This window comes from Streptococcus australis (genome assembly GCF_040226615.1).
GTDB lineage: Bacteria > Bacillota > Bacilli > Lactobacillales > Streptococcaceae > Streptococcus > Streptococcus australis_E.
In genome coordinates this window covers 81,587-108,036 of sequence record NZ_JBCOAT010000006.1, presented here as the reverse complement: position 1 = coordinate 108,036, position 26,450 = coordinate 81,587, and the positions used below count along the sequence as shown (strand labels likewise).

The window sequence follows — 26,450 nt, the reverse complement described above, 5'->3', positions numbered from 1 at the left end:
AAGCAATCAGAAGAGTAATTTGTATTCGTTTTTTAGAGAGCTTATGGTTGCTGAAAATAAGCAACGAAACAGAATGAAATGGACTGATGTTCAAATAGAATCTTAACCAATAGAGATTCGGCTAGCAGGCCTTATGTGCAGCTCATTTGTGATGAGTCAGAGGGAACAGCACATGTTGTTCTAAGTGAGGTGGCACCGTGTCTCAGACGCCCTCGCATAGTTTTTGCTATGCGTGGGCTTTTATTTTGTACTTCAGGGAGGAAGAAAAATGACCAAGCCGATTATTTTAACTGGAGATCGCCCGACTGGGAAACTCCATATTGGACACTATGTCGGTTCATTGAAGAATCGAGTTCTTATGCAAAACGAAGACAAGTATCAAATGTTTGTCTTTTTAGCTGATCAACAAGCCCTAACGGATCATGCTAAAGACCCACAAACTATTGTGGAATCCATCGGAAACGTTGCTCTAGACTATTTAGCAGCTGGATTAGATCCAAATAAATCAACCATTTTTATTCAGAGTCAGATCCCTGAGCTAGCGGAATTGACCATGTATTACATGAATTTGGTCTCTGTTTCACGTTTGGAACGCAACCCAACGGTTAAGACAGAAATTGCCCAAAAAGGGTTCGGTGAGTCTATTCCATCTGGTTTCTTGGTGTATCCTGTTTCTCAAGCTGCAGATATTACTGCCTTTAAAGCCAATCTGGTACCTGTTGGGACAGACCAAAAGCCCATGATTGAGCAAACACGTGAAATCGTCCGTTCTTTTAATCATGCTTATCATTGTGATGTCTTGGTTGAACCAGAGGGAATTTTTCCAGAAAATGAGGCAGCGGGTCGTTTGCCTGGTCTGGATGGGAATGCCAAAATGTCCAAATCTCTTGGCAATGGTATCTATTTAGCGGATGATATGGACACCTTGAAGAAAAAGGTGATGAGTATGTATACAGATCCTGAGCATATTCGTGTCGAAGATCCAGGAAAAATTGAAGGAAATATGGTTTTCCATTATTTGGATGTTTTTGGAAAAGAAGAAGATCAGGCGATCATTCAAGACATGAAAGACCATTACCAACGGGGTGGTTTAGGAGATGTTAAAACCAAACGTTATCTTCTAGAGATTCTAGAGAGAGAGCTGGGACCTATTCGCGAACGCCGAATTGAATTTGCTAAAGATATGGGACAAGTCTATGATATGCTTCAAAAGGGTAGTGAAGTGGCCCGTTCGGTTGCAGCAGAAACGCTTGATCAAGTCAAGTCTGCTATGGGCTTAAACTATTTCAAATAAGCTCTTGATGGTAAGATAATCTAATAAAATAAATGATTCAAAAGAGGTTCCAACACCTCTTTTTGAAATATTCTACAAATGATTGACAAATTATCATAGAATGGTATGATATTATCAACTAAAAAAGACGAGCTTGGCTCAAAAAGAAAGAAAAGAGGAAAATGGGAATGTCAAATTGGGACACTAAATTTTTGAAAAAAGGTTATACCTTCGATGATGTATTGCTCATTCCAGCTGAAAGTCATGTATTACCAAACGATGCAGATCTTCGTACAAAATTGGCGGATAACCTTGTGTTGAATATCCCAATCATCACAGCTGCGATGGATACAGTCACTGAAAGCCAAATGGCTATTGCCATTGCCCGTGCTGGAGGACTTGGGGTTATTCACAAAAATATGTCCATTGCCCAACAAGCAGATGAAGTTCGTAAAGTAAAACGCTCTGAAAACGGCGTTATCATTGACCCATTTTTCCTAACACCTGAACATACCATTGCTGAGGCAGATGAACTTATGGGACGTTACCGTATCAGTGGTGTTCCTGTGGTTGAAACCATGGAAAATCGTAAACTAGTTGGAATTTTGACAAACCGTGACCTACGTTTTATTTCTGATTATGATCAACCAATTTCAAATCAGATGACTAGTGAAAATCTAGTAACTGCACCAGTCGGTACTGATTTAGAAACCGCTGAACGGATTCTCCAAGAACACCGCATTGAAAAATTGCCGTTGGTAGATGAGAATGGTCGTTTGTCAGGTTTGATTACCATTAAGGATATTGAAAAAGTTATTGAGTTTCCAAATGCAGCTAAAGATGAATTTGGTCGTCTTTTAGTAGCAGGTGCTGTTGGAGTTACATCTGATACTTTTGAGCGTGCAGAAGCATTGTTTGAAGCTGGTGCGGATGCCATTGTCATCGATACGGCCCATGGTCATTCTGCAGGGGTTCTTCGTAAGATTGCTGAAATTCGAGCTCATTTCCCAGATCGCACTTTGATTGCAGGTAATATTGCTACAGCTGAGGGAGCGCGTGCTCTCTATGATGCAGGTGTTGACGTGGTTAAGGTTGGGATTGGACCTGGTTCAATCTGTACAACTCGTGTAATTGCTGGTGTTGGGGTTCCTCAAGTTACAGCTATTTATGATGCAGCTGCTGTTGCGCGTGAATATGGAAAAACTATCATTGCTGACGGTGGAATCAAGTATTCTGGAGATATTGTAAAAGCCCTTGCTGCTGGTGGTCATGCAGTCATGCTTGGATCTATGTTTGCAGGAACAGATGAAGCACCAGGTGAAACTGAAATCTTCCAAGGACGTAAATTTAAGACCTATCGTGGTATGGGATCCATTGCAGCAATGAAGAAAGGTTCAAGCGACCGCTACTTCCAAGGTTCTGTTAATGAAGCCAACAAATTGGTTCCAGAAGGAATCGAAGGTCGAGTGGCTTATAAGGGTTCTGCAGCCGATATCGTCTTCCAAATGATTGGTGGTATTCGTTCTGGTATGGGATATGTTGGAGCTGCCAATCTTCAAGAATTGCACGAAAATGCACAATTTGTTGAAATGTCTGGGGCAGGTTTAAAAGAAAGCCACCCACACGATGTTCAAATTACCAATGAAGCACCAAACTACTCTGTTCAATAAAAAATAAAAGTGTGAAATCTTATGATTTCACACTTTTATTGTGTCAAAAAGTTGTCAATAAAAATTGACAACTTTGTTAATTATTCGTCAACTTGACCTGATTGAATATTGAAGATTTTTAAGTCTTCTGGCAAGTCTTTTAGGTGATCTAGGGTTGTAGTTGTAATAAATGTTTGGATGTCACGGGAGATAACTTCTAGTAAATGTAGTTGACGATTGTTGTCAAGTTCACTCATGACATCGTCTAAGAGTAAAATAGGCTTTTCCTTCGTCAAGGATTCAATCAGTGAAATCTCTGCTAGTTTTATTGAAAGAACAACACTGCGGTGCTGCCCCTGGCTACCAAAAGTAGCATTCATATCATTGATGTAAAAACTAATGTCATCTCGGTGAGGACCGACACTGGTTGTTTTTTTGATGAGATCCTTTGTCCGATTTTCTCGAAGTAATTTGATAAAGGTTGGACGAAGCGTTTGTTCATCTTGAAAAGGAATGGAGGAATCATACCGAATGGTGAGTTTTTCGGCTTGATTGGAAATTTCAAAATGTTTTTCCTGTCCAAAGTACTCTAATTTTTTAAGAAAATCTTTCCGATGGATGCAGACCCGGCTACCATAATCTGCTAATTGCTCATCTAGAACATCTAAAAAGGTTGGATCTACTGTGTTCGTTGTTTTTAAGTAACTATTTCGCTGCTTTAAAACATGATGATAGGCTGTTAAATCGGATAGATAAACGGGCTTCATCTGTCCTAAATCAATATCAATAAACTTGCGACGAAGAGCGGGTGAGCCTTTTACGAGTTGTAAATCCTCTGGTGCAAAGAGAACGACATTCATATTCCCTATATATGTTGATAATTTGCTTTGTTTCAGGTGGTTTACTTTTGTAACTCTACCTTTTGAGGATAAAGAAATTTCTAATGGGATAGAGCCAGTCTTTTTTTCTAAAATTCCAGAAACGGTAAATTGTTCCTCTTGAAAATGAATTAAATCTTTATCGGAACGAGTCCGATGGCTACGGGTCAAGGCTAAAAAGTAGATAGATTCAAGGAGATTGGTTTTGCCTTGAGCATTTTGGCCTAAGAAAATATTCAAACCAGAGTGGAATTGGAGATCTACGTCTTTATAATTTCGAAATTTTTGAATATGTATGGATTTAAGCCACATATTATGTTCCTGGGAAACGAACAGGCTTCCGCTTATTCTCTTCTTTTTTTTTGGTTTTAGAATGTTTTTTTTGTTCTTGGTTTAATTTCTTCACCAATTGAGTAACACGTTCTTTTTTTATCTTGTCAGCTTGGTAGTCTTCAATTTCTTCTGGACTAGGTTGTGTTATCGTTATGATTTCCTTCTCACCAATCACTTCGATTGTATCTCCGACTCGTAACTTACGTCCTCTTCTGGTTTCCACTTCTTCATTAACCTCTACTTGATTTTCAAGTAAAAAGGCCTTGATAGCTCCACCGCTTTGGATGATTCCTAGTTCTTTAAAAAGGGCTTGTAGTGTGATAAATTCATCAAAAAGTTTATAGTTCATAGTTCACCTCAATGATAGTTATTATACCACAAAAGGATGAAAAACCTAAAATAGGGCGAGTCGGTGTAAACGATTTTTAATCTGTCTGGGAAAGATTTTACAGGGATTTCATGATATAATGAAGAGTAATATTTGTTAGAACGAGGATGACGATGGAATTAGTTACTGGTGTTCGAATCCATTTTATGAAATCAGAAAAATTTAAGACCAATGAGATTAAAGTGCGATTCTCTGCCCCCCTTTCTGAAGAAACAATAGCAGGACGGGTTCTAGCCTCGCGCATGATCGAAACAGCTAATCAACTTTATCCAACTTCCCAGCAATTTAGAGGGCAGTTGGCGAACTTGTATGGAGCCAATTTTTCTACTTCTGTTTCAAAACGCGGCCAAATGCACTACATTGATATTAATTTATCCTATGTCCGTGATGCTTTTTTGAGTAAGAAAAATGTCCTGACAGATCAGATGTTGGATTTATTAAAGGTATCTCTGAATGCTCCTCTTGCAGAAAATGGATGCTTTCATTCAGAAACTTTTTCAGTAGAGAAAAAAAATCTCGTTACAGAACTAGAAGCAGAAATTGAAAATCATTTTTATTATGCTCACCAACAATTAAATCGTTTGTTTTATGATCAAGCTGATATGAAACTAAGTAAGTATGGAAGCGTCCAGCAGATTCAGAATGAGGATGAAGGGTCAGCTTATCAAGCATTTCAAGAAATGCTTCAAACAAACCTGATTGACTTTTTCTTTATGGGTGATTTCAATGAACTAGCAGTCATTGAAAAGATTAGTGAATTTAGTTTACAACCTCGTAAATCTCATGTCAATATTTTTTATGCACAATCCTTCTCAAATGTTGTCAGAGAAGGACTCGAGCAAAGAGATACTCATCAATCTATTTTAGAGTTAGGATATCACTTTCCTGTGCAGTATGGAGCGAAAGAGCATTTTGCTTTAATTGTTTTAAATGGTTTACTGGGTGCTTTCTCTCACTCAAAATTGTTTACAGTCATACGAGAAAAAGAAGGATTGGCTTATACTATCTCTAGCAATTTTGATATTTTTTCTCATTTTATGCGTATCTATGCAGGAATCGACAGAAAAAATAGAACCCGGACGATGACTCTGATGAGTCGTCAAGTGAGTGACTTGAAGAGAGGTAAGTTTACAAGTGAAGAGTTACGCTTGACAAAAGAAATGATTATAAATGCTGCAAAATTGTCGCAGGATCGACCTGGAACCTTGATTGAAAGAGCTTATCTACAATCCGCTTTAGGAAAACAGTTCTTGTCAATTGATGATTGGATTCAAGCCATTCAACTGGTGACAAAAGAAGAAATTATGGCTGTTGCTAAATCACTCAAATTACAAGCGGTCTATTTTATGGAAGGAAGAGAATGATAAAAAAAGATTTGGAGAAAATAGATTATCCAGCTGTTGGAGAATGTGTTTATCATACAACTCTCCATAATGGATTGAAGTTATATTTAATTCCAAAAGCGGATTTTAATGAAAGCTATGCAATTATTTCTACTAAATTCGGTTCTATTGACACAAGATTTACAGTCGATGGAGTAGAAGAAATAAAAGAATTTCCAGCAGGGATTGCTCATTTTCTTGAACATAAATTATTTGAAGATCAAGATGGTCAAGATTATTTACAACATTTTGTAAAGCTGGGAGCTGAAAGCAATGCTTTTACTAGCTTTACACAAACCAGTTATCTTTTTTCGACTACTTCGAATGTCAATGAAAATCTGAGATTGTTACTGGAGATGACACAATCTCTTCATCTCTCAAAGGATTCTCTAAAGAAGGAACAATTGATTATTCAGCAAGAAATTGAAATGTACCAAGATAGTCCTGACTACCAATTATTTTTTAGAGCGCTGGCAAATCTCTATCCTGATACACCTTTGGCCCAAGATATTGCAGGTACTGGATCTTCTCTCTCTCAAATTGATGAAGAAAGTTTACAGGATAATTTCGATTATTTCTACCAACCATCCAATATGCAGCTAGTGGTTGTCGGAAATTTTGATCTTGACAGTCTTGTTAACCTTGTTTCTGAATTCGAGATGAAGACCTCTTCAAATCCTCTTCCTCATATTTCACCCGTGGACTTGAATCCGGTTGTTCAAAATGAGACAAGTCGGATGGAAGTTGCTTCACCGAAATTAGCAATTGGAATTCGTGGAAGAAATCAGATTTCTCCTCTTTACCAGTATCGCTATAAGATTATCCTCAAATTATTGTTTGCAATGATGTTTGGGTGGACATCCAAGCGATTTCAGTCGCTTTATGAAGTTGGTAAACTTGACAACTCCTTGACACTAGAAATTGAAGTAGAGTCTTCCTTTCACTTTGTGATGTTAACGATGGACACTTCGGAACCTGTGAGTATATCCCATCAGTTCAGAACGGCCATTAAGAATTTTGAGAAAGATCCTGATGTGACCCAAGAGCATTTGGATACGATTAAAAGTGAAATGTTTGGAGATTTTTTACACGGTTTGAATTCCTTGGATTATATTGCTACTCAATTTAATCCAATTGAGACAGGTGAAAATCTATTTGATCTTCCAAAAATTTTACAGAGTATTTCTTTACAAGATGTTGTAAAGGTTGGGCGAGATTTTGTCAACGCTTGTGATATGACGGATTTTATCATTTTCCCTAAATAACGGGAAAAGAGTGGAATGATGCTTTTGTCGAATTAAATCGACGTCAATTTTGTCAATTAGATGTAAACTATCATGTAAACTAATAAGGAGACTAGAATGAAAAAAGAAAATATCCCAAATGCCTTAACACTGATTCGAATTGTGTTTATTCCTATTTTTATTTTGATGCTAATATTTGGTAAAGGTTATGGTTGGCATGTGGCAGCAGCAATCGTATTTGCAGTTGCAAGTATCACTGATTATTTAGACGGTTATCTGGCTCGTAAATGGAAAGTTGTTAGTAACTTTGGAAAATTTGCAGATCCTATGGCTGATAAGCTTCTTGTCATGTCTGCTTTTATCATGATGATTGAATTAAAGATGGTTCCGGCTTGGATAACTGCAATTATTATTTGCCGTGAATTAGCCGTTACTGGTCTCCGCTTGTTATTGGTTGAAACAGGAGGAGTTGTTTTACCTGCAGCTATGCCTGGTAAAATTAAAACCTTCTCACAGATGTTTGCCATTATTTTCCTTCTCTTCCATTGGGACTTATTGGGTCAAATTACGCTTTATGTCGCGCTAATCTTTACAGTCTACTCTGGATATGAATACTTTAAAGGTAGTGCCTACCTCTTTAAAGATACCTTTAGATAAATGAATAATATTATAGAAGTTCGAAATCTTACATTTAAATACCAAAAAACAGATGAGAACCATCAGTTAAATGATATTTCGTTTCACGTGAAACATGGTGAATGGTTATCCATTATTGGACATAACGGAAGTGGGAAATCAACAGTAGTCCGTTTGATTGATGGCTTGTTGGAACCCGAATCTGGTCAAATCTATATTTCTGGAGATTTGTTAACTCCTGAAAATGTTTGGGATAAACGTAGTGAAATTGGCATGGTTTTTCAGAATCCGGATAACCAGTTTGTTGGAGCTACAGTAGAAGATGATGTGGCGTTTGGATTGGAGAACCAAGGAATTCCAAGAGATGAAATGGTGCAACGAGTAGACGAAGCTTTGAAGATGGTCCGCATGGATGAGTTCAAAGATCGCGAACCCGCTAGGTTGTCCGGTGGACAAAAGCAACGGGTGGCCATTGCCGGAATTATTGCTTTACGACCTAAAATCATCATTTTAGATGAAGCGACCAGCATGTTGGATCCTGAAGGGCGTCTAGAACTAATTCGTACGGTTCGAGAAGTTAAAGAACGATATGGGTTAACGGTTATTTCTATTACCCATGATTTAGAGGAAGTTTCCCTAAGTGATCGGGTTATTCTCTTTGAAAAAGGGAAGGCGACCTTGGATCTGACTCCAAGAGAACTCTTTTCTCGAGATGATCTAGATGAAATTGGATTAGAAGAACCATTCGCCAATCGATTGCGTAGCATGTTACATCAAAAAGGTTTTCCAGTTGGAGAAACCTATCAGACTGAAGGAGAGCTAGAAAAACTATTATGGGAATTGCTTTAAAACAGCTTAGTTATACCTATCAAGAAGGTACTCCTTTTGAAGGAGCGGCTCTTTTTGATGTGAATATAGAAATCCCAAGCGGTTCTTATACAGCTCTAATTGGGCATACTGGAAGTGGAAAATCGACCATCCTCCAATTATTAAATGGTTTGCTTTTGCCCAGTCAAGGGGAAGTGCAAATGAATGATATGCGCATTAGTTCTGAGTCTTCTCAAAAAGAGCTAAAGGATCTTCGGAAAAAAGTGGGTCTTGTATTTCAATTTCCAGAAAGTCAACTCTTTGCTGAGACTGTAGTAAAAGATGTCGCATTTGGGCCTCAAAATTTTGGAGTAGACCAAGAGTCAGCTGAGAGCATTGCCAAGGAGAAATTACGCTTAGTCGGTCTTTCTGAAGAGTTGTTTGAACGGAGTCCCTTTGAATTGTCTGGAGGACAAATGAGACGGGTCGCTATTGCAGGCATTTTAGCGATGGAACCTGAAATTTTGGTTCTGGATGAGCCAACAGCTGGTTTGGATCCGTCAGGCAGAAGGGAATTAATGAAGCTATTTTGGTCACTTCATCAAGCTGGAATGACCATCGTTCTTGTAAGTCATTCTATGGAAGATGTGGCAGAATACGCAAATCTTGTTTATGTTTTGGAAAAAGGACGAATTGTTAGGTCTGGGCATCCAACGGAGGTATTTCAGGATGTAGAAGGATTAGAAAACATACAATTAGGCGTACCTAAAGTGACGAAATTTGCTTGGCGCTTGCGCCAAAAAGGACTGTCTTTGCCAACTTTACCAATCACTTTACAGGAGTTTAAGGAGTTAATTGGACATGAATAGTATGATTTTAGGACGATATGTACCGGGTAATTCCATTCTCCATCGTATGGATCCAAGAGCAAAGTTACTGGGACTTTTCTTATTAATTGTTATTTTGTTTTGGGCCAATAATGTGATGACGAATGCCCTGTTATTTTTATTGGCCTTTGCGTTGATTTTGAGTGCCAAGATACCCTTCCGTTTTTTTATTAATGGCCTGAAATCGATGGTCTTTATCATTGCTTTCACTACACTCTTTCAGTTGTTTGCGACGACTGGCGGTAAGACCTTATTTCAATTTTATTTTTTGACTGTAACGGATAAAGGTCTTGCGCAAGCTGGTGTGATCTTTTGTCGTTTTATTCTCATTGTTGTATTTTCAACGATTTTAACACTGACAACCACACCCTTAAGCTTAGCAGATGCAGTAGAAAAGTTGTTAACTCCATTTAAAATCATCAAAGTTCCTGCCCATGAAATTGGACTCATGTTGTCTATGAGCCTTCGTTTTGTCCCAACCTTGATGGATGATACGATTCGCATTATGAATGCTCAGAGAGCCCGAGGGGTTGATTTTGGAGAAGGGAATCTCCTTCAGAAGATTCGCTCTTTTATACCGATTTTAATTCCCTTGTTTGCATCAAGTTTTAAACGTGCAGATGCTCTTGCAATTGCCATGGAGGCAAGAGGTTATAAAAGTGGAGAGGGAAGAAGCCGATATCGGCAGTTAAAATGGCAAGCCTTAGATAGTGTGGCTATTCTATCTATAGTAGCAGTTGGTGCTATCATTTTTTGTTTGAAATATTAGAATACCACCACTACATATAGGGGATTTTTTCTAAAAAAATGGAGAAAAACGCTATTTATAGCGTTTTTAGCATGAAAAATACATGATTTTGTAACCTTTGTAACATAAAATATAACTAACTGTAACATTTAATGTGTAAGATAGTATTATGTTCGAAAGGAGAATGTATTGATGAACACAAAAAAAGTCCAATGGACATTAACTTCTATTATCTCAGCTCTTTCACTTTTTGTTACTGGTGTGGTAGTGAATGCTGAAACATACGAAGTGAAAAATGGTGATACTTTATCAGAAATTGCGATTAAGAATAACACTACTATCGAAAAGCTTGTTGAATTGAATCAAATCAGCAATCAAGATTTGATCCACGCTGGTCAAATTATTGAGTTGGGTGAACGTTCAAACTCATTGATCAACAAAGTGAATACTGTTACAGCCAGTCAGGAACCAGGAGTCGAAGCTTCGACAAATCGAGTGGCGACTGAAGCAACAACAACTCCTGCTAATGCTACTTATAATGCAGCACCAGTTGTTACAAATTCTGGAAATGGGATTGTACTTGCTAATGGGAATACTGCTGGAGAAACTGGATCATATGCAGCGGCTCGAATGGCTGAAATGACAGGTGTTCCTGCATCAACTTGGGAAGCCATTATTGCTCGCGAATCAAACGGTCAAGTGAACGCAGCAAATCCATCTGGAGCTAGTGGTCTTTTCCAAACAATGCCAGGTTGGGGTTCAACTGCTACAGTTGATGATCAAATCCAATCAGCTTATAATGCTTATTCAAACCAGGGACTTTCAGCTTGGGGATACTAAAAAAGAGGGGAACCCCTCTTTTTATTTTGTTTCTTACCTTGACAAGCATGGGAAAGACTTGTAAAGAAAAATAACTGTGTTCGTCAACTTTGCTGAAGCATGGCTACTCTTATCCATGCGTGATTTCATACGTAAAAAAGGTTTACAAATTTGTAACCTTTTTTATTAACTTAAATGACTGAGTAAATCTAGGGGAGAGTCTATGATGATGTCAGGAGTCTCCTCTTTTAATTGATCTAGAGGTGCAAACCCCCAACTGACTGCAATTGTGTGAATGCCAACGGATTTTCCTCCAATGATATCAAATTTAGTATCCCCAACGATGCAAGCTTCCTCTTTTGGGATTTGATGGTCCAATAGTACACGATGAATGATATCAGCTTTGTGCATAGATCCTGGGATAGAACCATAAATCCCCTCAAAGTAATCACTAATTCCTAATGAATGGGCTATTTCGAGACTCACTTCCTGATTCTTAGAGGTGGTAATGAATAAGTGATAACCCAATCCCTTCAATTGATGAAGGAGTTCTTTGATAGTTGGGTAGAGATAGGTTTGTTGTTGGCCAGTTTCTTTGTAATAAGTACGATAGATTTCTACAGCTTTTGTGACAAGTTCTTTTGGAACATGATTTGTAAATGTAACCTCGAGTGGAGGGCCCATAAAGGTTCGAATCGTTTTTTTATCAGGTGCAGGAACACCCAGTTCGTTAAAAGTATGTAAAAAAGTTGTCTCAATACCTTCGGAACTATCGACTAAGGTTCCATCTAAGTCGAAAAATATGTACTTCATAGCTTATTCTCCAAATATTTCTTGCTGTAGCCGTTTCCCAGTTGGAGTCGCTGCCAGACCACCTTCGGCCGTTTCTCTAAAGGCAGTTGGTAGGCTTGATCCTACCTGATACATGGCGTCAATGACTTCATCAACAGGGATTTTGGATTCAATTCCTGCCAAGGCCATATCTGCAGCGATATATGCATAACTCGCTCCCATTGCATTTCGCTTAACGCAAGGAACCTCCACCAGTCCTGCAACGGGATCACAAATTAAGCCTAGCATATTTTTAATGACGAAACAGATGGCTTGGCTAGCTTGATAAGGGCTTCCCCCAGCAGCTAACGTCAAGGCAGCCGCACTCATGGCTGCCGCGGAACCCACTTCGGCTTGACAGCCTCCCTCAGCTCCTGAAATCGATGCATTGTTGGCAATAACCAGTCCAAAAGCTCCTGCTGCTAATAAGAATTCCAATTGTTTGTGTTCATCTAAATGGAGTTTCTCGATGGCTGAAGTAAGAACAGCAGGTAAGCAACCAGCTGATCCAGCAGTGGGAGTAGCACAGACCAAGCCCATTTTTGCATTGTGTTCGTTGACAGCAATAGCATTTTTGGCAGCGGTTAGGACAGTATAGTCAGAGAGGGCTTTTCCAGATCGAATATAGCGATCTAGTTTTGCAGCATCTCCTCCAGTCAAGCCACTTCGAGAAAGTTGGTCATTGAGTCCAAGATGAACGGATTCTTTCATGACTTCGAGGTTTCGAGTCATAAGAGTCAGAACTTCTTCGCGCTCGCGACCAGTTAGTTCAAACTCAGTTGCAATCATTAATTCTGCGACATTTCCTTCATAGTGGAGGGTCGCTTGCTCAACTAGTTCGGTAATTGAATAAAACATGGGGTCTCCTTATTGAAAGAAATTCACATTGTGTAAATGGGGAATTTGACGGATTAACTCAATCGCTTCGTCACAATTTCGAGAATCTACTTCAATGATCATAATAGCCTTTTCTCCGGCTTTTTCGCGGGTAACGTTCATTTGGGCGATATTGATATCATAGCGGGAAAGCGCCTCTGTAACATGGGCGATCATCCCAGGAACGTCTTGGTGAACGATAATAATTGTTGGGGTATTCATGTTTAGAGAAATTGCAAAGCCATTTAACTCAGTAACTTGTATGTTTCCCCCACCAATGGAAATTCCTGTGACGGAGATGGTTTTGTGATCATTTTTCACCGTGATGGTCGTCGTATTTGGATGAGGAGCATTGCTCTCCTTTTGAATGGACCAGACGATTCGAATTCCTCTTTCATGTGCAATTTCAAGACTATTGGGGATTTTTGGATCATCTGTATCCATGCCTAAAATTCCAGCTACAAGGGCCAAGTCTGTCCCGTGACCACGATAGGTTTTGGCAAAGGAATTAAACAACTGAAATTCAACTTCTGTTGGATCCTCTCCAAAAATTGAAGAGACAATTTTCCCAATACGAACAGCTCCAGCAGTGTGGCTACTAGAAGGTCCAATCATAACCGGTCCAATAATATCAAATACGGATTGGAATTTAAGCGAATTCATCAGTCAGCTCCTTAGGGTTTCTTTTCTTTCATTATAACAAATCTAGGGCATGTTTTCTTCTATTTAAGAGGGAAATTTTGTTTTAAACTTAAAAGATACTTAAAACTAGTTTATTTGAGGTATTTTTATTCTTACTAACATATTGTTGAAACATTTGACGTGATTTCATAAAGTTTCTGAAACATTTCTTCTGTAAGATAAAGAACATACAGAAAAGGAGTGTAAAACCATGAATAAAAAAATGTTTGTAAAACGTGTTATCGGACTGAGCTTATTATCAGGAATGTTTATTCCCGTCCTCGCCAGTGCAGAATCTTATACTGTAAAGTCAGGTGATACCTTATCAGCTATTGCTAAAGAGAAGAATACAACGGTTGATGCGATTGCTAAGAAAAATAAGATTAGCAATGTAAATCTCATTACAGTTGGTCAGGTTTTAGAGATTGAAGATGAGAAGGCAACAACTAATACTACAGAGCAAGCTGCCACTAGTAAAGCTAACACTACACAAGTAACAACTACGGTATCTGCTTCAGATGGCTTGAGTGCCGAAGATGCAGCGGCTAAAGAATGGATTGCCCAGAAAGAATCAAGTGGCAGTTACACAGCGCAAAATGGCCAATATTATGGTCGTTACCAGTTATCCCTTTCTTATTTAAACGGTGATTTATCCGAAGCATATCAGGAAAAAGTAGCCAATCAATATGTTGTCAACCGCTATGGTTCGTGGTCGGCAGCTAAAAACTTCTGGCTGGCCAATGGTTGGTATTAAAGTAGATGAAAGAGTTCAGCAATTGGACTCTTTTTGATTTACAGACTTGTAAACGTCTAGATACAATAGTCAATAAGTAGAATAGCAAGATGCTTGTTTTCTACTATAAAGCGTGTTACAATTGATAATGCTCAAAACGACCTTCAATCGTTGAAGCAAACCACGACCTTCAATCGTGAGAAACGAAAAGATGGGAGAAACCTATGAGTGATAACTCGAAAACACGTGTTGTTGTTGGTATGAGTGGCGGTGTCGATTCATCTGTAACGGCTTTGTTGTTAAAACAACAGGGTTACGATGTTATTGGCATCTTCATGAAAAACTGGGATGACACAGACGAAAATGGCGTCTGTACAGCTACAGAAGATTACAAGGATGTAGCAGCAGTTGCAGACCAAATTGGCATCCCTTACTATTCTGTCAACTTTGAAAAAGAATACTGGGATCGTGTCTTTGAATACTTCCTTGCTGAATACCGTGCAGGCCGGACACCAAATCCGGATGTCATGTGTAATAAGGAAATCAAATTTAAGGCCTTCTTAGATTATGCCATGACACTTGGTGCCGATTATGTAGCAACAGGGCACTATGCGCGCGTGGCGCGTGATGAGGATGGTATTGTCCATATGCTACGTGGCGTTGACAATGGAAAGGATCAAACGTATTTCTTAAGCCAATTGTCACAAGAACAACTTCAAAAAACTATGTTCCCATTGGGACATTTGGAAAAACCTGAGGTTCGCCGTTTAGCAGAAGAGGCTGGATTAGCTACAGCTAAAAAGAAAGATTCCACCGGGATCTGCTTTATCGGAGAAAAGAATTTCAAAGAGTTTCTCAGTAACTACCTCCCTGCCCAGCCAGGCCGAATGATGACCGTAGATGGACGGGATATGGGTGAGCATGCCGGTTTGATGTATTACACAATTGGTCAACGGGGTGGTCTCGGAATTGGTGGTCAACAAGGTGGGGACAATGCCCCATGGTTTGTCGTTGGTAAAGATCTGAGTCAAAATATTCTGTATGTCGGTCAAGGCTTCTATCATGAAGCACTGATGTCAACAAGTTTACAAGCTAGTCAAGTTCACTTTACACGAGATATGCCAGAGGAGTTTACACTTGAATGTACAGCCAAGTTCCGTTATCGCCAGCCAGATTCCAAAGTGACGGTTCATGTCAAGGGAGACAAGGCTGAGGTCGTTTTTTCAGAACCTCAACGGGCCATTACACCAGGTCAGGCTGTTGTCTTTTACGATGGTGAAGAGTGTCTCGGTGGCGGCTTGATTGACAATGCTTATCGAGATGGAGAAGTTTGTCAGTATATTTAGGATTTTCTGGGAGGAACGAGGATGTTTCAGTTCTTTAAGAAAAGAACAGATAAAAAAGAGAGCGAAATGACTCCCTCTGACTATAAGAATCGGTACTTGAGGGAGAAAACGACAGAGTCTATTGAAGCCTTGTTCAAGGAATTGAAGCGATCTAAAGTTTGGGTTCCCTTTGATGCTTCTTTAATGGATGGGAGTGACGAACAAGAAGGTGTCCGTCTAACACCAGATATTCTACGAAAGGGAGACGACTACTTTTATCCTTGTTTCTTGACGGAACAGGATATTCCTAAAAATTATTACGATCGTTTTTCTTGGTTGCAAATACCTTTTACGGACTGTTTATTTACTGCAGAAAGTATAAGAAAGTTTCCAGTGAGAGGGATTGTTCTAGATGCATTCTCTGATCCAGTTGATATTGACAAAGGAGCTTTTGAAGCAATTCGCCAATCTTAGGAAATTTAAATTGACAAATGTTCTCAATTTGCTACAATAATAAAAGCAATAGAAATGATGGTCAAAGCTCATGGATGTTGCAGGCTTTTTTGTCCTGCACTTCTCAGAGTTTTGACTATTTTTGTGTCGTTTCGAAAGGAAGTAAAATGCAAAAACGGGATTTTCGGACCAAGTTGAATCAGACGGTTTTTGGTGTGAGAGCCACTGCTTTGATTGTAAAAGATAATCGTTTGTTAGTCGTAGAAGATGAGGATGGTTTTTATACGATTGGAGGTGCCATTCAAGTGGATGAAGCTACTGAAGATGCTGTGGTTCGAGAAGTAAAAGAAGAACTTGGCGTTGCATCTAGAGCAGGTCAGCTAGCTTTCATTGTTGAAAATCGCTTTGAACAAGATGGGATTCACTACCATAACATTGAATTTCATTATTTGGTGGACTTGCTGGAAGAAGCACCTTTGGTTATGCAGGAAGATACAAAGTCCTTACCTTGCCAGTGGCTTGCTTTAGAGGGCTTATCGACTGTTGACCTGAAACCGGCATTTTTAAAAACGGCCTTACCAGATTGGAACGGACAATTACAACATATTCAGCTGGAGGAATAAAAAAGATGACTTATAATTTTATAGAAGAATACGATATTATTGTAATCGGAGCGGGACATGCGGGTGTAGAAGCTTCGCTTGCTGCGAGCCGGATGGGTTGTAAAGTTTTACTTGCAACCATCAATATAGAAATGTTGGCGTTTTTGCCATGTAATCCTTCAATTGGTGGTTCGGCAAAAGGGATTGTGGTCCGTGAGGTAGATGCCCTCGGCGGCGAGATGGCCAAGAATATTGACAAGTCCTACATTCAAATGAAGATGTTGAATACAGGAAAGGGTCCAGCAGTCCGTGCACTTCGTGCCCAAGCGGATAAGGAACTTTATTCTAAGGAAATGCGCAAGACGGTTGAGAACCAAGAAAACTTGACTCTTCGCCAAACCATGATTGATGAAATTTTGGTAGAAGATGGGAAGGTTATTGGTGTTCGAACTGCGACTCACCAAGAATATGGGGCCAAGGCTGTTATTGTCACGACTGGAACAGCTTTACGTGGAGAAATCATCATTGGGGATCTCAAGTATTCATCTGGCCCTAACCATAGCCTTGCTTCTATTAATTTGGCTGACAATCTCAAAAATCTAGGACTAGAAATTGGTCGTTTCAAAACGGGTACGCCACCACGTGTAAAGGCATCGTCAATCAATTATGAAGAAACGGAAATTCAACCTGGTGATGAGAATCCAAATCACTTTTCTTACAATTCGCGTGACGAGGATTATTTAAAGGATCAAATCCCTTGTTGGCTAACCTATACCAATAGTCAAAGTCACGAGATCATCAACAGCAATTTACACCGGGCCCCTATGTTTACAGGTGTTGTAAAGGGTGTTGGCCCTCGTTATTGTCCATCTATTGAAGATAAGATTGTTCGCTTTGCTGATAAGGAACGTCATCAACTTTTCCTTGAACCAGAAGGACGCAATACAGAAGAAGTCTATGTCCAAGGCTTGTCAACCAGTTTACCAGAGGATGTGCAACGAGATCTTGTCCATTCTATTAAGGGATTGGAAAATGCTGAGATGATGCGAACGGGTTATGCGATTGAGTATGATATGGTTCTTCCACATCAATTGCGGGCAACTTTAGAAACCAAGAAAATTTCAGGTCTCTTTACAGCAGGCCAAACCAATGGAACATCTGGCTATGAGGAAGCAGCTGGCCAAGGAATTGTGGCAGGGATTAATGCTGCCCTAAAAATTCAAGGAAAACCAGAGCTCATCTTGAAACGTAGTGATGGTTATATTGGAGTCATGATTGATGACTTGGTAACCAAAGGGACAGTTGAGCCCTATCGTTTGTTAACAAGTCGTGCTGAATATCGTTTGATTCTTCGTCATGATAATGCAGATATGCGCTTGACAGAAATCGGTCGCGAGGTTGGTCTAGTTGACGACGAACGTTGGGCACGTTTTGAAACCAAGAAGTATCAGTTTGAAAATGAAATGAAGCGTCTTGACAGTATTAAGCTAAAACCTGTAAAGGAAACGAACGAGAAGGTGGCAGCGCTAGGCTTTAAACCATTGACAGATGCTGTCACAGCCAAAGAATTCTTGAGAAGACCAGAAGTATCTTATCAAGATGTTGTCAACTTTATCGGACCAGCTGCTGAGGAGCTAGATGACAAGATTATCGAGTTGATCGAAACTGAAATTAAGTACGAGGGTTATATCTCAAAAGCTTTAGATCAGGTTGAAAAAATGAAGCGAATGGAAGAAAAACGAATTCCTGCCAATATTGATTGGGATGATATTGACTCCATCGCAACAGAAGCTCGTCAAAAGTTCAAACTGATTAATCCAGAGACCATTGGTCAAGCTAGCCGGATCTCAGGTGTCAACCCAACTGACATTTCTATCTTGATGGTGTATCTTGAAGGCAAGAGTCGGAGCATTTCTAAGAATCAAGAAAAAGAATCCTAACTTGTAATGATGTAAATATGTGGAAGAAGTAGCCAAATAGCTACTTCTTTTCTCGCTCTACTGTGTATTTACAATAGTGTAAACATCCTTTACACCGTTTGACAAATGAGGGACCGGACCTTAATCCCTGTCAGCTTTTTCTTTGGTGGAAAGGCTTGACTGGCCTCGCTTTTTCTTATGTTTTATGGTATAATGGCCCAACAGAGGTTTATGATGAAAAAATTTCGTATGACGCCTATCCATTATTGTATGGTAGGTTTGTTAGCATTTATTATATTAGCCATCAGTTCCAGATTATTGGGTGGCACAATTGTAAATTTATTTGTGATTCTGTTGATTCTTTCCGGTGTCATCTATCTCTTTCTTCATCAATTAAAGCAAGTAGAGTTGGATGAGCTAGAACAAATTCAATATGTCAATCATCAGGCTGAAAATGGGTTGGCCTCGCTACTGGATAAAATGCCAGTTGGTGTGATCAAGGTGAACGACGTAACCAATGAAGTTGAGTGGTTCAATCCCTATGCGGAGTTGATTTTTTCCACTGAGGATGGACAATTTGATGTGGAATACCTTCAACAAGTGTTGGCGATTCCTTTTGAAGGGAAAGGCCATTATGCAACCGTTGGGGATAAGAAATATTCTGTTTATCTAGACTCCCAGGCCAGTGTCGTTTATTTTTTTGATGCTTCAAGCGAGTACGAAGCCAACGTTGGTCTTGTAACCACTAGGCCGGTCATCGGGATTATGTCTGTAGACAACTATGATGATTTAGAAGATGTTGTGTCTGATTCAGATATCAGTAGCATCAATGGGTTTATTGCAAACTTTGTTGAAGAATTCTCGGAAAAATACCATATATTTTACCGAAGAGTTGTGATGGATCGTTTTTATCTCTTTACCGACTATACGGTCCTTGAACAATTAATAGAATCTAAATTTTCTATTATTGACCAATTCCGTGAGGAAGCGAAAAATCGTGAATTACCCATTACGTTAAGTGTGGGATTCTCTTACGGAGATGGCAAACATGATGAAATCGGTAGAGTTGCTTTGTCAAATCTAAACTTAGCTGAGGTTCGAGGTGGTGACCAAGCAGTTGTGAAAGAAAGAGAAGAAGGCAAGGATCCTATTTTCTTTGGAGGAGGGACAGCTTCTGCTATCAAGCGCACCCGCACACGAACTCGTGCAATGATGACAGCCATTTCTGAAAAAATCAAATCAGTTGATCAGGTATTTGTTGTTGGCCATAAAAAATTAGATATGGATGCTTTGGGAGCATCGATTGGGATGCAATTATTTGCAAACAATATCAACGAACGCTCTTATGCAGTTTATGATGATACGTCTATGGCTCAGGATATCGAACGAGCAGTTGAAAAAATTCAATCAGATGGAGCGACTAAACTAGTAACAGTTTCAGATGCTTTACGGATGGTAACCGATCAATCCCTTTTGATTATGGTGGACCATTCGAAGACAGCTCTCACGCTTTCAAATGATTTGTATGAGAAATTTTCACAAGTCATTGTCATTGATCACCATAGACGGGACGAAGACTTCCCTGAAAATGCCATGATCACTTATATTGAAAGTGGCGCAAGTAGTGCAAGTGAGTTGGTTACGGAATTGCTTCAGTTCCAGAATTCTAAGAAGAACCGCTTGAATAAGATTCAAGCCAGTGTTCTGATGGCCGGTATTATGTTGGATACCAAGAATTTCTCAGTTCGCGTAACCAGTCGTACATTTGATGTAGCTAGTTATTTACGAAGCCGAGGCAGTGATAGTGTTCTCATCCAGGAAATTTCAGCTACTAACTTTGATGAGTACCGCGAAGTAAATGAATTAATCCTAAATGGTCAAATGGTCTTCCCACATATTATTGTGGCAACAGGAGCAGCAGATGTTCCTTATGGAACAGTCACCATTAGTAAAGCAGCGGATAGTATGTTGGCCATGTCCAAAATTGAAGCGACCTTTGTTATTGCATTGAATGAACAAGGAAGCATTTCCATTTCAGCTCGAAGCAGAAGCAAAGTCAACGTGCAAAAAATTATGGAGCAAATGGGAGGCGGAGGCCACTTTAATTCGGCGGCTTCTCAATTGGAAAATGTAACTATCGATCAGGTTCGTGCCCAGTTGATTGACTGTATTCAAGAAGAGGTCCAAAAGGATAAGGAGGAAGAAGAATGAAAGTTATCTTTTTAGCAGATGTAAAAGGAAAAGGAAAAAAAGGGGAAATTAAAGAAGTCCCAACAGGTTATGCGCAAAACTTTTTGATTAAAAAGAATTTAGCTAAGGAAGCCAATACCCAAGCTATTGGGGAGCTTCGTGGTAAGCAAAAATCTGAAGAAAAAGCCCATGCGGAACTAGTCGCAGAAGCGAAAGACATTCAAGCAAAATTAGCAGAAGAAACGACCGTTGTCCAATTTACAGAAAAAATTGGTCCTGATGGACGTACATTTGGTTCGATTACCAATAAAAAAATTGCAGAAGAACTACAAAAACAATTTGGAATTAAAATCGATAAGCGTCACATTCAAGTGGCTTCGCCAATTCGCTCTGTTGGATTGATTGATGTGCCTGTTAAAATTTATCAAGATATTACAGGTGTTATCCAAATTCGAGTAAATGAAGGTTAAGTACATCGTTAGAAAGGAATGACTATGGCTGAGATAGAAGAATTAAGAACCCAGCCTCAAGATATCCAAGCAGAGCAATCTGTCTTAGGAGCCATCTTTATTGATGAGGGAAAACTGGTTTTTGTTCGTGAGTTTATTGAGCCAGCAGATTTCTTTAAATATGCCCATCGGTTAATTTTTAAGGCGATGATTGACCTTGCAGACAGGGGAGATGCTATTGATGCGACGACAGTTCGCAATATTTTAGATAGTCAAGGGGATTTACAAAATATCGGTGGTCTCTCTTATCTAGCCGAAATCATCAACTCTGTTCCAACCTCAGCCAATGCGGAATATTACGCAAAGATTGTTTCTGAAAAAGCGGTTCTAAGACGCCTGATTGCTCGTTTAACGGAGAGCATCAATCAAGCATATGATGGAGCGAGTCCGTCGGATGAAATTATTGCAGGTGCAGAAAAAGCTCTGATTGATGTTAGTGAAAATGCCAACCGGAGTGGTTTCAAGAATATCAAGGATATCTTAAATATCAACTTTGGAAGTCTTGAAACTCGGTCTTTGCAGACAACAGATATTACTGGGATTGCAACGGGATATCGAGATCTTGATCATATGACAACAGGTCTTCATGAAGAGGAGTTGATTATTCTTGCAGCTCGTCCAGCGGTTGGTAAAACTGCCTTTGCTCTAAACATTGCCCAAAATATTGGAACTAAGTTGGATAAAACAGTTGCTATTTTCTCGCTGGAAATGGGTGCTGAAAGTTTGGTAGACCGGATGTTGGCAGCAGAAGGCTTGATTGAATCCCATTCTATTCGTACGGGTCAGCTGACAGACGATGAGTGGCGAAAATATGCCATTGCACAAGGAAATCTAGCCAATGCAAGCATTTATATAGATGATACTCCCGGTATTCGAATTACAGAAATTCGGTCTCGTTCTAGAAAATTAGCACAAGAGACAGGTAATCTCGGTCTAATCCTCATCGACTACTTGCAGTTGATTACCGGGACTGGACGCGAAAACCGTCAACAGGAAGTCTCAGAAATTTCTCGTCAATTAAAAATTTTGGCGAAGGAATTAAAGGTTCCTGTGATTGCCCTCAGTCAGCTATCTCGGGGAGTCGAACAACGACAAGATAAACGTCCAGTTCTATCAGATATCCGTGAATCAGGATCCATCGAGCAGGATGCAGATATTGTTGCCTTTCTATATCGTGATGACTATTATGAACGTGCAGGCGAGGAAGAAGAAGGCTTGCCAAATAATAAGGTTGAAGTCATCATTGAAAAAAACCGTTCGGGAGCGCGTGGGACAGTGGAGTTAATCTTCCAAAAGGAATATAATAAATTCTCTAGCATATCAAAGAGAGTAGAGGAATAATGGATGAGTGATGCATTTACTGATGTAGCAAAAATGAAAAAAATCAAAGAAGAAATCAAGGCTCATGAAGGCCAAATTGTGGAAATGACCTTGGAAAATGGTCGTAAACGTCAAAAAAATAAATTTGGTCGATTAATTGAAGTCTATCCTTCTTTGTTTATTATCGAATATACAAATGAAAATAGTTTACCTGGTGAGCCAGCGACGACCTATGTCGAATCGTATACTTATTCAGATATTTTAACTGAGAAAAATCTGATTCATTACTTAGACTAATTTGGTTAGGGTGATCTACCCATTCCAACCATCTCTTCTAGGAGATGGTTTTTTTGATGATATGAACCGTATAATAGATGTTAATTGTGTAAATTTTTTGACAAAGGTGTCAACTTTACAAGCAAATCTGTCAATAATAGATAGGGAATCTTTTGAAGAGCCATCTCATTTATGTTCTTAATCTTTCTACAATTTAGAGAGATTTGGAGACTGTTAAAACAATCATACTTGACTAGCTGTAAATAAGCTGTAAGGATTCATGTAAACAAAATAAATATTATAAGACAGGAAAGGAAATACATGATAATCGAAGTCAGAAATTAGAAATTTAGAAAGTCGCTAACCAAAAGCCCTCATTTTACTTTTCAGTTATAGAAAGAAATACAAAAAAACGAGAAAGCAACTTTACAAGGACTGGTATTGGTGGTATAATAGAATTTGTGCGAAATGACAGCAGGACAAAATGAAGCTCGTCAACAGGAAGCCAGCTAGAAAAGTAACCTTTGCTGTTTGGGCGAAGGCTTTCTGAACGAATCAGGTTTGTCTAAAACGTTATTTCCTACAAAAAATTATTTTTATAGGAGGACATTTCAAATGTCACGTTATACAGGACCATCTTGGAAACAATCTCGCCGTCTTGGCTTGTCACTTACAGGTACAGGTAAAGAATTGGCACGTCGTAACTACGTACCAGGTCAACACGGACCAAACAACCGTTCAAAATTATCAGAATACGGTTTGCAATTAGCTGAAAAACAAAAACTTCGTTTCTCTTACGGACTTGGTGAAAAACAATTCCGTAACTTGTTCGTACAAGCTACTAAGATCAAAGAAGGAACAGTCGGTTTCAACTTCATGCTTCTTTTAGAACGTCGTTTGGATAACGTTGTTTACCGTCTTGGACTTGCGACTACTCGTCGTCAAGCTCGTCAATTCGTTAACCACGGTCACATCCTTGTTGACGGAAAACGCGTTGATATCCCTTCATACCGTGTAACTCCAGGTCAAGTGATCTCAGTTCGTGAAAAATCAGCTAAAGTTCCAGCGATCCTTGAAGCTGTTGAAGCAACTCTTGGACGTCCAGCATTCGTATCATTCGATGCTGAAAAATTGGAAGGTTCATTGACTCGCTTGCCAGAACGCGATGAAATCAACCCAGAAATCAACGAAGCACTTGTCGTTGAATTCTACAACAAAATGCTTTAATTTTAAGATATACCTTACAGAAAGCCTACAACAGTGGGCTTTTTGTTTTGTCTTAAACCGTTGATTTCTGGGTTTGTTCAGTTAGTTGCTCCCTAAGTTGACTTCGTAGAAAGAAATGACCGTCGTAAAAATAGGCGGTTTTTCTTTATCAAAATAGATAACAACTCTCCTGATTTCGATATTTTTATGACCAAATACCTAAAATAATAAACCAAATAGCGATTTTTTCTTCTTAGATAGTCCTTTTTGTTAAGATGAAACAAACGATTGGAAAGGGTTCTTATGGGATTTAAGAAAAAACATTATCGCCAACAAGTTGACATGAGAGATTGCGGTGTTGCAGCTTTAGCCATGGTCTTTGGTTACTATGGATCATACTATTCTTTAGCTAGTCTGCGGGAGAAGGCAAAAACGACTGCAGATGGGACGACCGCCTTAGGTCTGGTCAAGGTGGCTGAGGAGTTGGGATTTGAGACACGCGCCTTCCGAGCAGACCGCACACTTTTTGACTTGGAAGGAGTGACCTATCCATTGATTGTCCACGTGATCAAGGATGGGCGTCTCCCCCACTATTACGTAGTCTATAAGAAAGATAAAAAGCATCTTTACATAGCAGATCCAGATCCAAAGGTAAAAATGACCAAATTGACGATCGAAGAGTTTGAAAAGGAATGGACAGGGATTGTCATTGCCTTGGCCCCGACTCCAGCCTATCAACCGAGTAAAGAAAAGAAAAATGGGCTCCTAGACTTTGTCCCTCTTTTGTTTAAACAGCGACAATTAGTCCTTCATATTGTTCTTGCAACGTTATTGGTAACCCTTATCAATATTGTTGGTTCTTACTACCTACAATCGATTATTGATACTTATGTGCCTGATCAGATGAAGCAGACCCTAAGTGTGATTTCACTAGGTTTGATCGTGGTTTACATCTTACAGCAGGTTCTGACCTATGCGCAAGATTACTTGCTTCTTGTTTTAGGTCAACGTTTATCTATTGATGTCATTCTGTCCTATATTAAGCATGTTTTTCAGTTGCCTATGAGTTTCTTTGCAACTCGACGGACAGGAGAAGTGGTGTCGCGGTTTACAGATGCCAACCGCATTATCGATGCTCTGGCTAGTACACTGCTTTCAATCTTTTTGGATCTGTCTATTGTTTTGATTTTATCAGTAGTCCTGTTTAGCCAAAATTCTCACCTCTTTTTCTTGACCATTCTCTTGCTACCGATTTATGCGGTCATTATTTTTGCCTTTATGAAGCCTTTTGAGCGCTTAAATAATGAAACCATGGAAGCCAATAGTGTCTTGTCTTCTTCTATTATCGAAGATATCAATGGGATTGAAACCATCAAGTCTCTTACCAGTGAGCGTAGTCGTTATCAAAAGATTGACTCAGAATTTGTGGACTATCTCAAGAAGTCCTTTGCCATGAGCAAGGCGGAGAGTCTGCAAAAGGGGCTCAAGCACTTGGCCCAGTTGATTTTGAATGTTTTGGTCTTGTGGATGGGAGCTCATTTGGTCATGAAGCAAGAATTGAGCTTGGGGCAGTTGATCACCTACAACACTCTCCTTGTTTATTTCACAGGACCTCTAGAGAATTTGATCAACCTCCAAACCAAACTGCAAGCAGCTCGAGTAGCCAATACCCGTCTGAATGAAGTCTATTTGATAGACTCTGAGTTCGCAGAGAAGAAGCCCCTTCAAGAGCGTGAGGCTATCGATGGTGATCTGGTTTTTGAGGGAGTAGACTACAAGTACGGTTTTGGAGCCAATGTTTTAACAGATATTAACTTAAAGATCAAAAAAGGGAGCAAGGTGAGTTTTGTCGGTATTTCCGGTTCTGGAAAAACCACGCTAGCGAAGATGATGGTGAATTTCTACCAACCCAATAAAGGGACGATTCGTCTGGGAGGAACGGATATCCAGCAAGTGGATAAGACCTTGCTCCGCCAGCAAATCAATTATTTACCCCAGCAGCCCTATGTCTTTAATGGTACGATTTTAGAGAACTTGTTACTGGGAGCGCGGGAAGGAACCAGTCAGGAAGATATTTTGCGCGCTGTTGAAATAGCAGGAATTCGAGAAGACATTGAGCGCATGCCCCTCAATTACCAAACGGAATTGACTACGGATGGCATGGGAATTTCTGGTGGACAACGGCAGCGGATTGCCTTGGCGCGTGCCTTATTAACGGATGCTCCGATTCTGATTCTGGATGAAGCGACCAGTAGCCTGGATATCTTGACGGAGAAGAAAATTGTGGACCGCTTGATGGCCTTAGATAAAACTATTATCTTTATTGCCCACCGGTTAACGATTGCAGAGCGTTCTGAAAAAGTCTTCCTCCTGGACCAGGGTTGTCTTAAGGAGGAAGGAAGTCATGAAGAACTACTGAAAAAGAATGGCTATTACAGCCATTTGGTTACTTGTTAAGAGAGGACTAGGAGAAAAAAAGAGAGTA

General features: G+C 39.6%; 25 protein-coding genes and 1 other annotated feature (1 of these 26 cut by a window edge). Of the genes, 20 read left to right on the top strand and 5 right to left on the bottom strand.

All coding sequences use genetic code 11. The annotated features are described in order from the left end of the window. Positions 1–217, top strand: a binding site (T-box leader) (it extends 9 nt beyond the left edge of the window). 51 nt (positions 218–268) lie between these two features. After that, positions 269–1,294 (top strand): tryptophan--tRNA ligase, encoded by a 1,026-nt coding sequence (trpS, locus tag ABT997_RS06775; protein ID WP_350019030.1) that lies wholly within the window; start codon positions 269–271, stop codon positions 1,292–1,294. Positions 1,295–1,461: 167 nt separating this feature from the next. After that, positions 1,462–2,943, top strand: coding sequence for an IMP dehydrogenase (gene guaB / locus ABT997_RS06770; RefSeq protein ID WP_195348410.1), 1,482 nt, complete (start codon positions 1,462–1,464; stop codon positions 2,941–2,943). 80 nt (positions 2,944–3,023) lie between these two features. Here guaB and recF read toward each other — a convergent pair whose 3' ends face one another. Further along, on the bottom strand, positions 3,024–4,112 hold the full coding sequence (gene recF, locus ABT997_RS06765; RefSeq protein ID WP_350019029.1) for a DNA replication/repair protein RecF: 1,089 nt from the start codon (positions 4,110–4,112) through the stop codon (positions 3,024–3,026). A 1-nt stretch (position 4,113) separates the two neighbouring features. Beyond that, the gene (gene yaaA / locus ABT997_RS06760) at positions 4,114–4,482 is read right to left on the bottom strand and encodes a S4 domain-containing protein YaaA (RefSeq protein WP_350019028.1); all 369 of its coding nucleotides are present in this window, start codon (positions 4,480–4,482) and stop codon (positions 4,114–4,116) included. A gap of 152 nt (positions 4,483–4,634) precedes the next feature. On the opposite strand from yaaA, the gene yfmF reads away from it, so the two are divergent. The 7 genes from yfmF to ABT997_RS06725 all read left to right on the top strand — a co-directional run bounded on the left by yfmF (position 4,635) and on the right by ABT997_RS06725 (position 11,065). Beyond that, positions 4,635–5,885, top strand: a complete 1,251-nt coding sequence (gene yfmF / locus ABT997_RS06755) for an EF-P 5-aminopentanol modification-associated protein YfmF (protein WP_350019027.1) — start codon at positions 4,635–4,637, stop codon at positions 5,883–5,885. Further along, positions 5,882–7,168, top strand: coding sequence for an EF-P 5-aminopentanol modification-associated protein YfmH (yfmH, locus tag ABT997_RS06750; protein ID WP_350019026.1), 1,287 nt, complete (start codon positions 5,882–5,884; stop codon positions 7,166–7,168). Before yfmF ends, yfmH begins: the two co-directional genes overlap by 4 nt. Before the next feature lie 96 nt (positions 7,169–7,264). After that, a complete protein-coding gene (pgsA, locus tag ABT997_RS06745; protein ID WP_350019025.1) occupies positions 7,265–7,804 on the top strand; it encodes a CDP-diacylglycerol--glycerol-3-phosphate 3-phosphatidyltransferase in 540 nt (179 codons plus the stop codon). Continuing rightward, positions 7,805–8,632: an energy-coupling factor ABC transporter ATP-binding protein gene (locus ABT997_RS06740; protein ID WP_006595344.1), complete on the top strand. Its 828-nt coding sequence runs from the start codon at positions 7,805–7,807 to the stop codon at positions 8,630–8,632. Further along, positions 8,617–9,459 (top strand): energy-coupling factor ABC transporter ATP-binding protein, encoded by an 843-nt coding sequence (locus ABT997_RS06735; RefSeq protein ID WP_350019024.1) that lies wholly within the window; start codon positions 8,617–8,619, stop codon positions 9,457–9,459. Before ABT997_RS06740 ends, ABT997_RS06735 begins: the two co-directional genes overlap by 16 nt. Next, on the top strand, positions 9,452–10,246 hold the full coding sequence (locus tag ABT997_RS06730; RefSeq protein ID WP_350019023.1) for an energy-coupling factor transporter transmembrane component T family protein: 795 nt from the start codon (positions 9,452–9,454) through the stop codon (positions 10,244–10,246). Before ABT997_RS06735 ends, ABT997_RS06730 begins: the two co-directional genes overlap by 8 nt. 171 nt (positions 10,247–10,417) lie before the next feature. After that, positions 10,418–11,065, top strand: a complete 648-nt coding sequence (locus ABT997_RS06725; protein WP_350019022.1) for a LysM peptidoglycan-binding domain-containing protein — start codon at positions 10,418–10,420, stop codon at positions 11,063–11,065. A gap of 165 nt (positions 11,066–11,230) precedes the next feature. Here ABT997_RS06725 and ABT997_RS06720 read toward each other — a convergent pair whose 3' ends face one another. The 3 genes from ABT997_RS06720 to sdaAB are packed head-to-tail and all read right to left on the bottom strand — an operon-like array spanning position 11,231 to position 13,414. Next, a complete protein-coding gene (locus ABT997_RS06720; RefSeq protein ID WP_350019021.1) occupies positions 11,231–11,857 on the bottom strand; it encodes an HAD hydrolase-like protein in 627 nt (208 codons plus the stop codon). A gap of 3 nt (positions 11,858–11,860) precedes the next feature. Further along, entirely contained in the window at positions 11,861–12,733 is an 873-nt protein-coding gene (gene sdaAA, locus ABT997_RS06715) for an L-serine ammonia-lyase, iron-sulfur-dependent, subunit alpha (protein WP_126405006.1), read from the bottom strand. Between the two features lie 9 nt (positions 12,734–12,742). Further along, positions 12,743–13,414, bottom strand: coding sequence for an L-serine ammonia-lyase, iron-sulfur-dependent subunit beta (sdaAB, locus tag ABT997_RS06710; protein WP_350019020.1), 672 nt, complete (start codon positions 13,412–13,414; stop codon positions 12,743–12,745). Between the two features lie 229 nt (positions 13,415–13,643). On the opposite strand from sdaAB, the gene apf reads away from it, so the two are divergent. From apf to comA, 11 genes are all read left to right on the top strand, one after another. Continuing rightward, complete coding sequence (gene apf, locus ABT997_RS06705) at positions 13,644–14,186, top strand: aggregation-promoting factor (protein ID WP_350019019.1); 543 nt, start codon at positions 13,644–13,646, stop codon at positions 14,184–14,186. Positions 14,187–14,389: 203 nt separating this feature from the next. After that, positions 14,390–15,511 carry a tRNA 2-thiouridine(34) synthase MnmA gene (mnmA, locus tag ABT997_RS06700; RefSeq protein ID WP_350019018.1) on the top strand — a complete coding sequence of 374 codons (1,122 nt, stop codon included), beginning with the start codon at positions 14,390–14,392 and terminating at the stop codon, positions 15,509–15,511. A 21-nt stretch (positions 15,512–15,532) separates the two neighbouring features. Then, on the top strand, positions 15,533–15,964 hold the full coding sequence (locus ABT997_RS06695; protein ID WP_343094007.1) for an SseB family protein: 432 nt from the start codon (positions 15,533–15,535) through the stop codon (positions 15,962–15,964). Positions 15,965–16,110: 146 nt separating this feature from the next. Beyond that, on the top strand, positions 16,111–16,566 hold the full coding sequence (locus ABT997_RS06690; RefSeq protein WP_343094006.1) for an NUDIX hydrolase: 456 nt from the start codon (positions 16,111–16,113) through the stop codon (positions 16,564–16,566). Between the two features lie 5 nt (positions 16,567–16,571). Beyond that, the gene (mnmG, locus tag ABT997_RS06685; RefSeq protein WP_350019017.1) at positions 16,572–18,485 is read left to right on the top strand and encodes a tRNA uridine-5-carboxymethylaminomethyl(34) synthesis enzyme MnmG; all 1,914 of its coding nucleotides are present in this window, start codon (positions 16,572–16,574) and stop codon (positions 18,483–18,485) included. 213 nt (positions 18,486–18,698) lie between these two features. After that, positions 18,699–20,675 carry a GGDEF domain-containing protein gene (locus ABT997_RS06680; protein ID WP_491009175.1) on the top strand — a complete coding sequence of 659 codons (1,977 nt, stop codon included), beginning with the start codon at positions 18,699–18,701 and terminating at the stop codon, positions 20,673–20,675. Beyond that, positions 20,672–21,124 carry a 50S ribosomal protein L9 gene (gene rplI, locus ABT997_RS06675; RefSeq protein ID WP_350019015.1) on the top strand — a complete coding sequence of 151 codons (453 nt, stop codon included), beginning with the start codon at positions 20,672–20,674 and terminating at the stop codon, positions 21,122–21,124. Before ABT997_RS06680 ends, rplI begins: the two co-directional genes overlap by 4 nt. A 24-nt stretch (positions 21,125–21,148) precedes the next feature. After that, entirely contained in the window at positions 21,149–22,504 is a 1,356-nt protein-coding gene (dnaB, locus tag ABT997_RS06670; protein ID WP_006596978.1) for a replicative DNA helicase, read from the top strand. Positions 22,505–22,507: 3 nt separating this feature from the next. Beyond that, a complete protein-coding gene (locus ABT997_RS06665; RefSeq protein WP_006595358.1) occupies positions 22,508–22,780 on the top strand; it encodes a Veg family protein in 273 nt (90 codons plus the stop codon). 594 nt (positions 22,781–23,374) lie between these two features. After that, the gene (rpsD, locus tag ABT997_RS06660) at positions 23,375–23,986 is read left to right on the top strand and encodes a 30S ribosomal protein S4 (protein ID WP_003009175.1); all 612 of its coding nucleotides are present in this window, start codon (positions 23,375–23,377) and stop codon (positions 23,984–23,986) included. Between the two features lie 282 nt (positions 23,987–24,268). Beyond that, positions 24,269–26,422: a peptide cleavage/export ABC transporter ComA gene (gene comA / locus ABT997_RS06655; RefSeq protein WP_350019014.1), complete on the top strand. Its 2,154-nt coding sequence runs from the start codon at positions 24,269–24,271 to the stop codon at positions 26,420–26,422. The last annotated feature ends 28 nt before the right edge of the window (positions 26,423–26,450 follow it).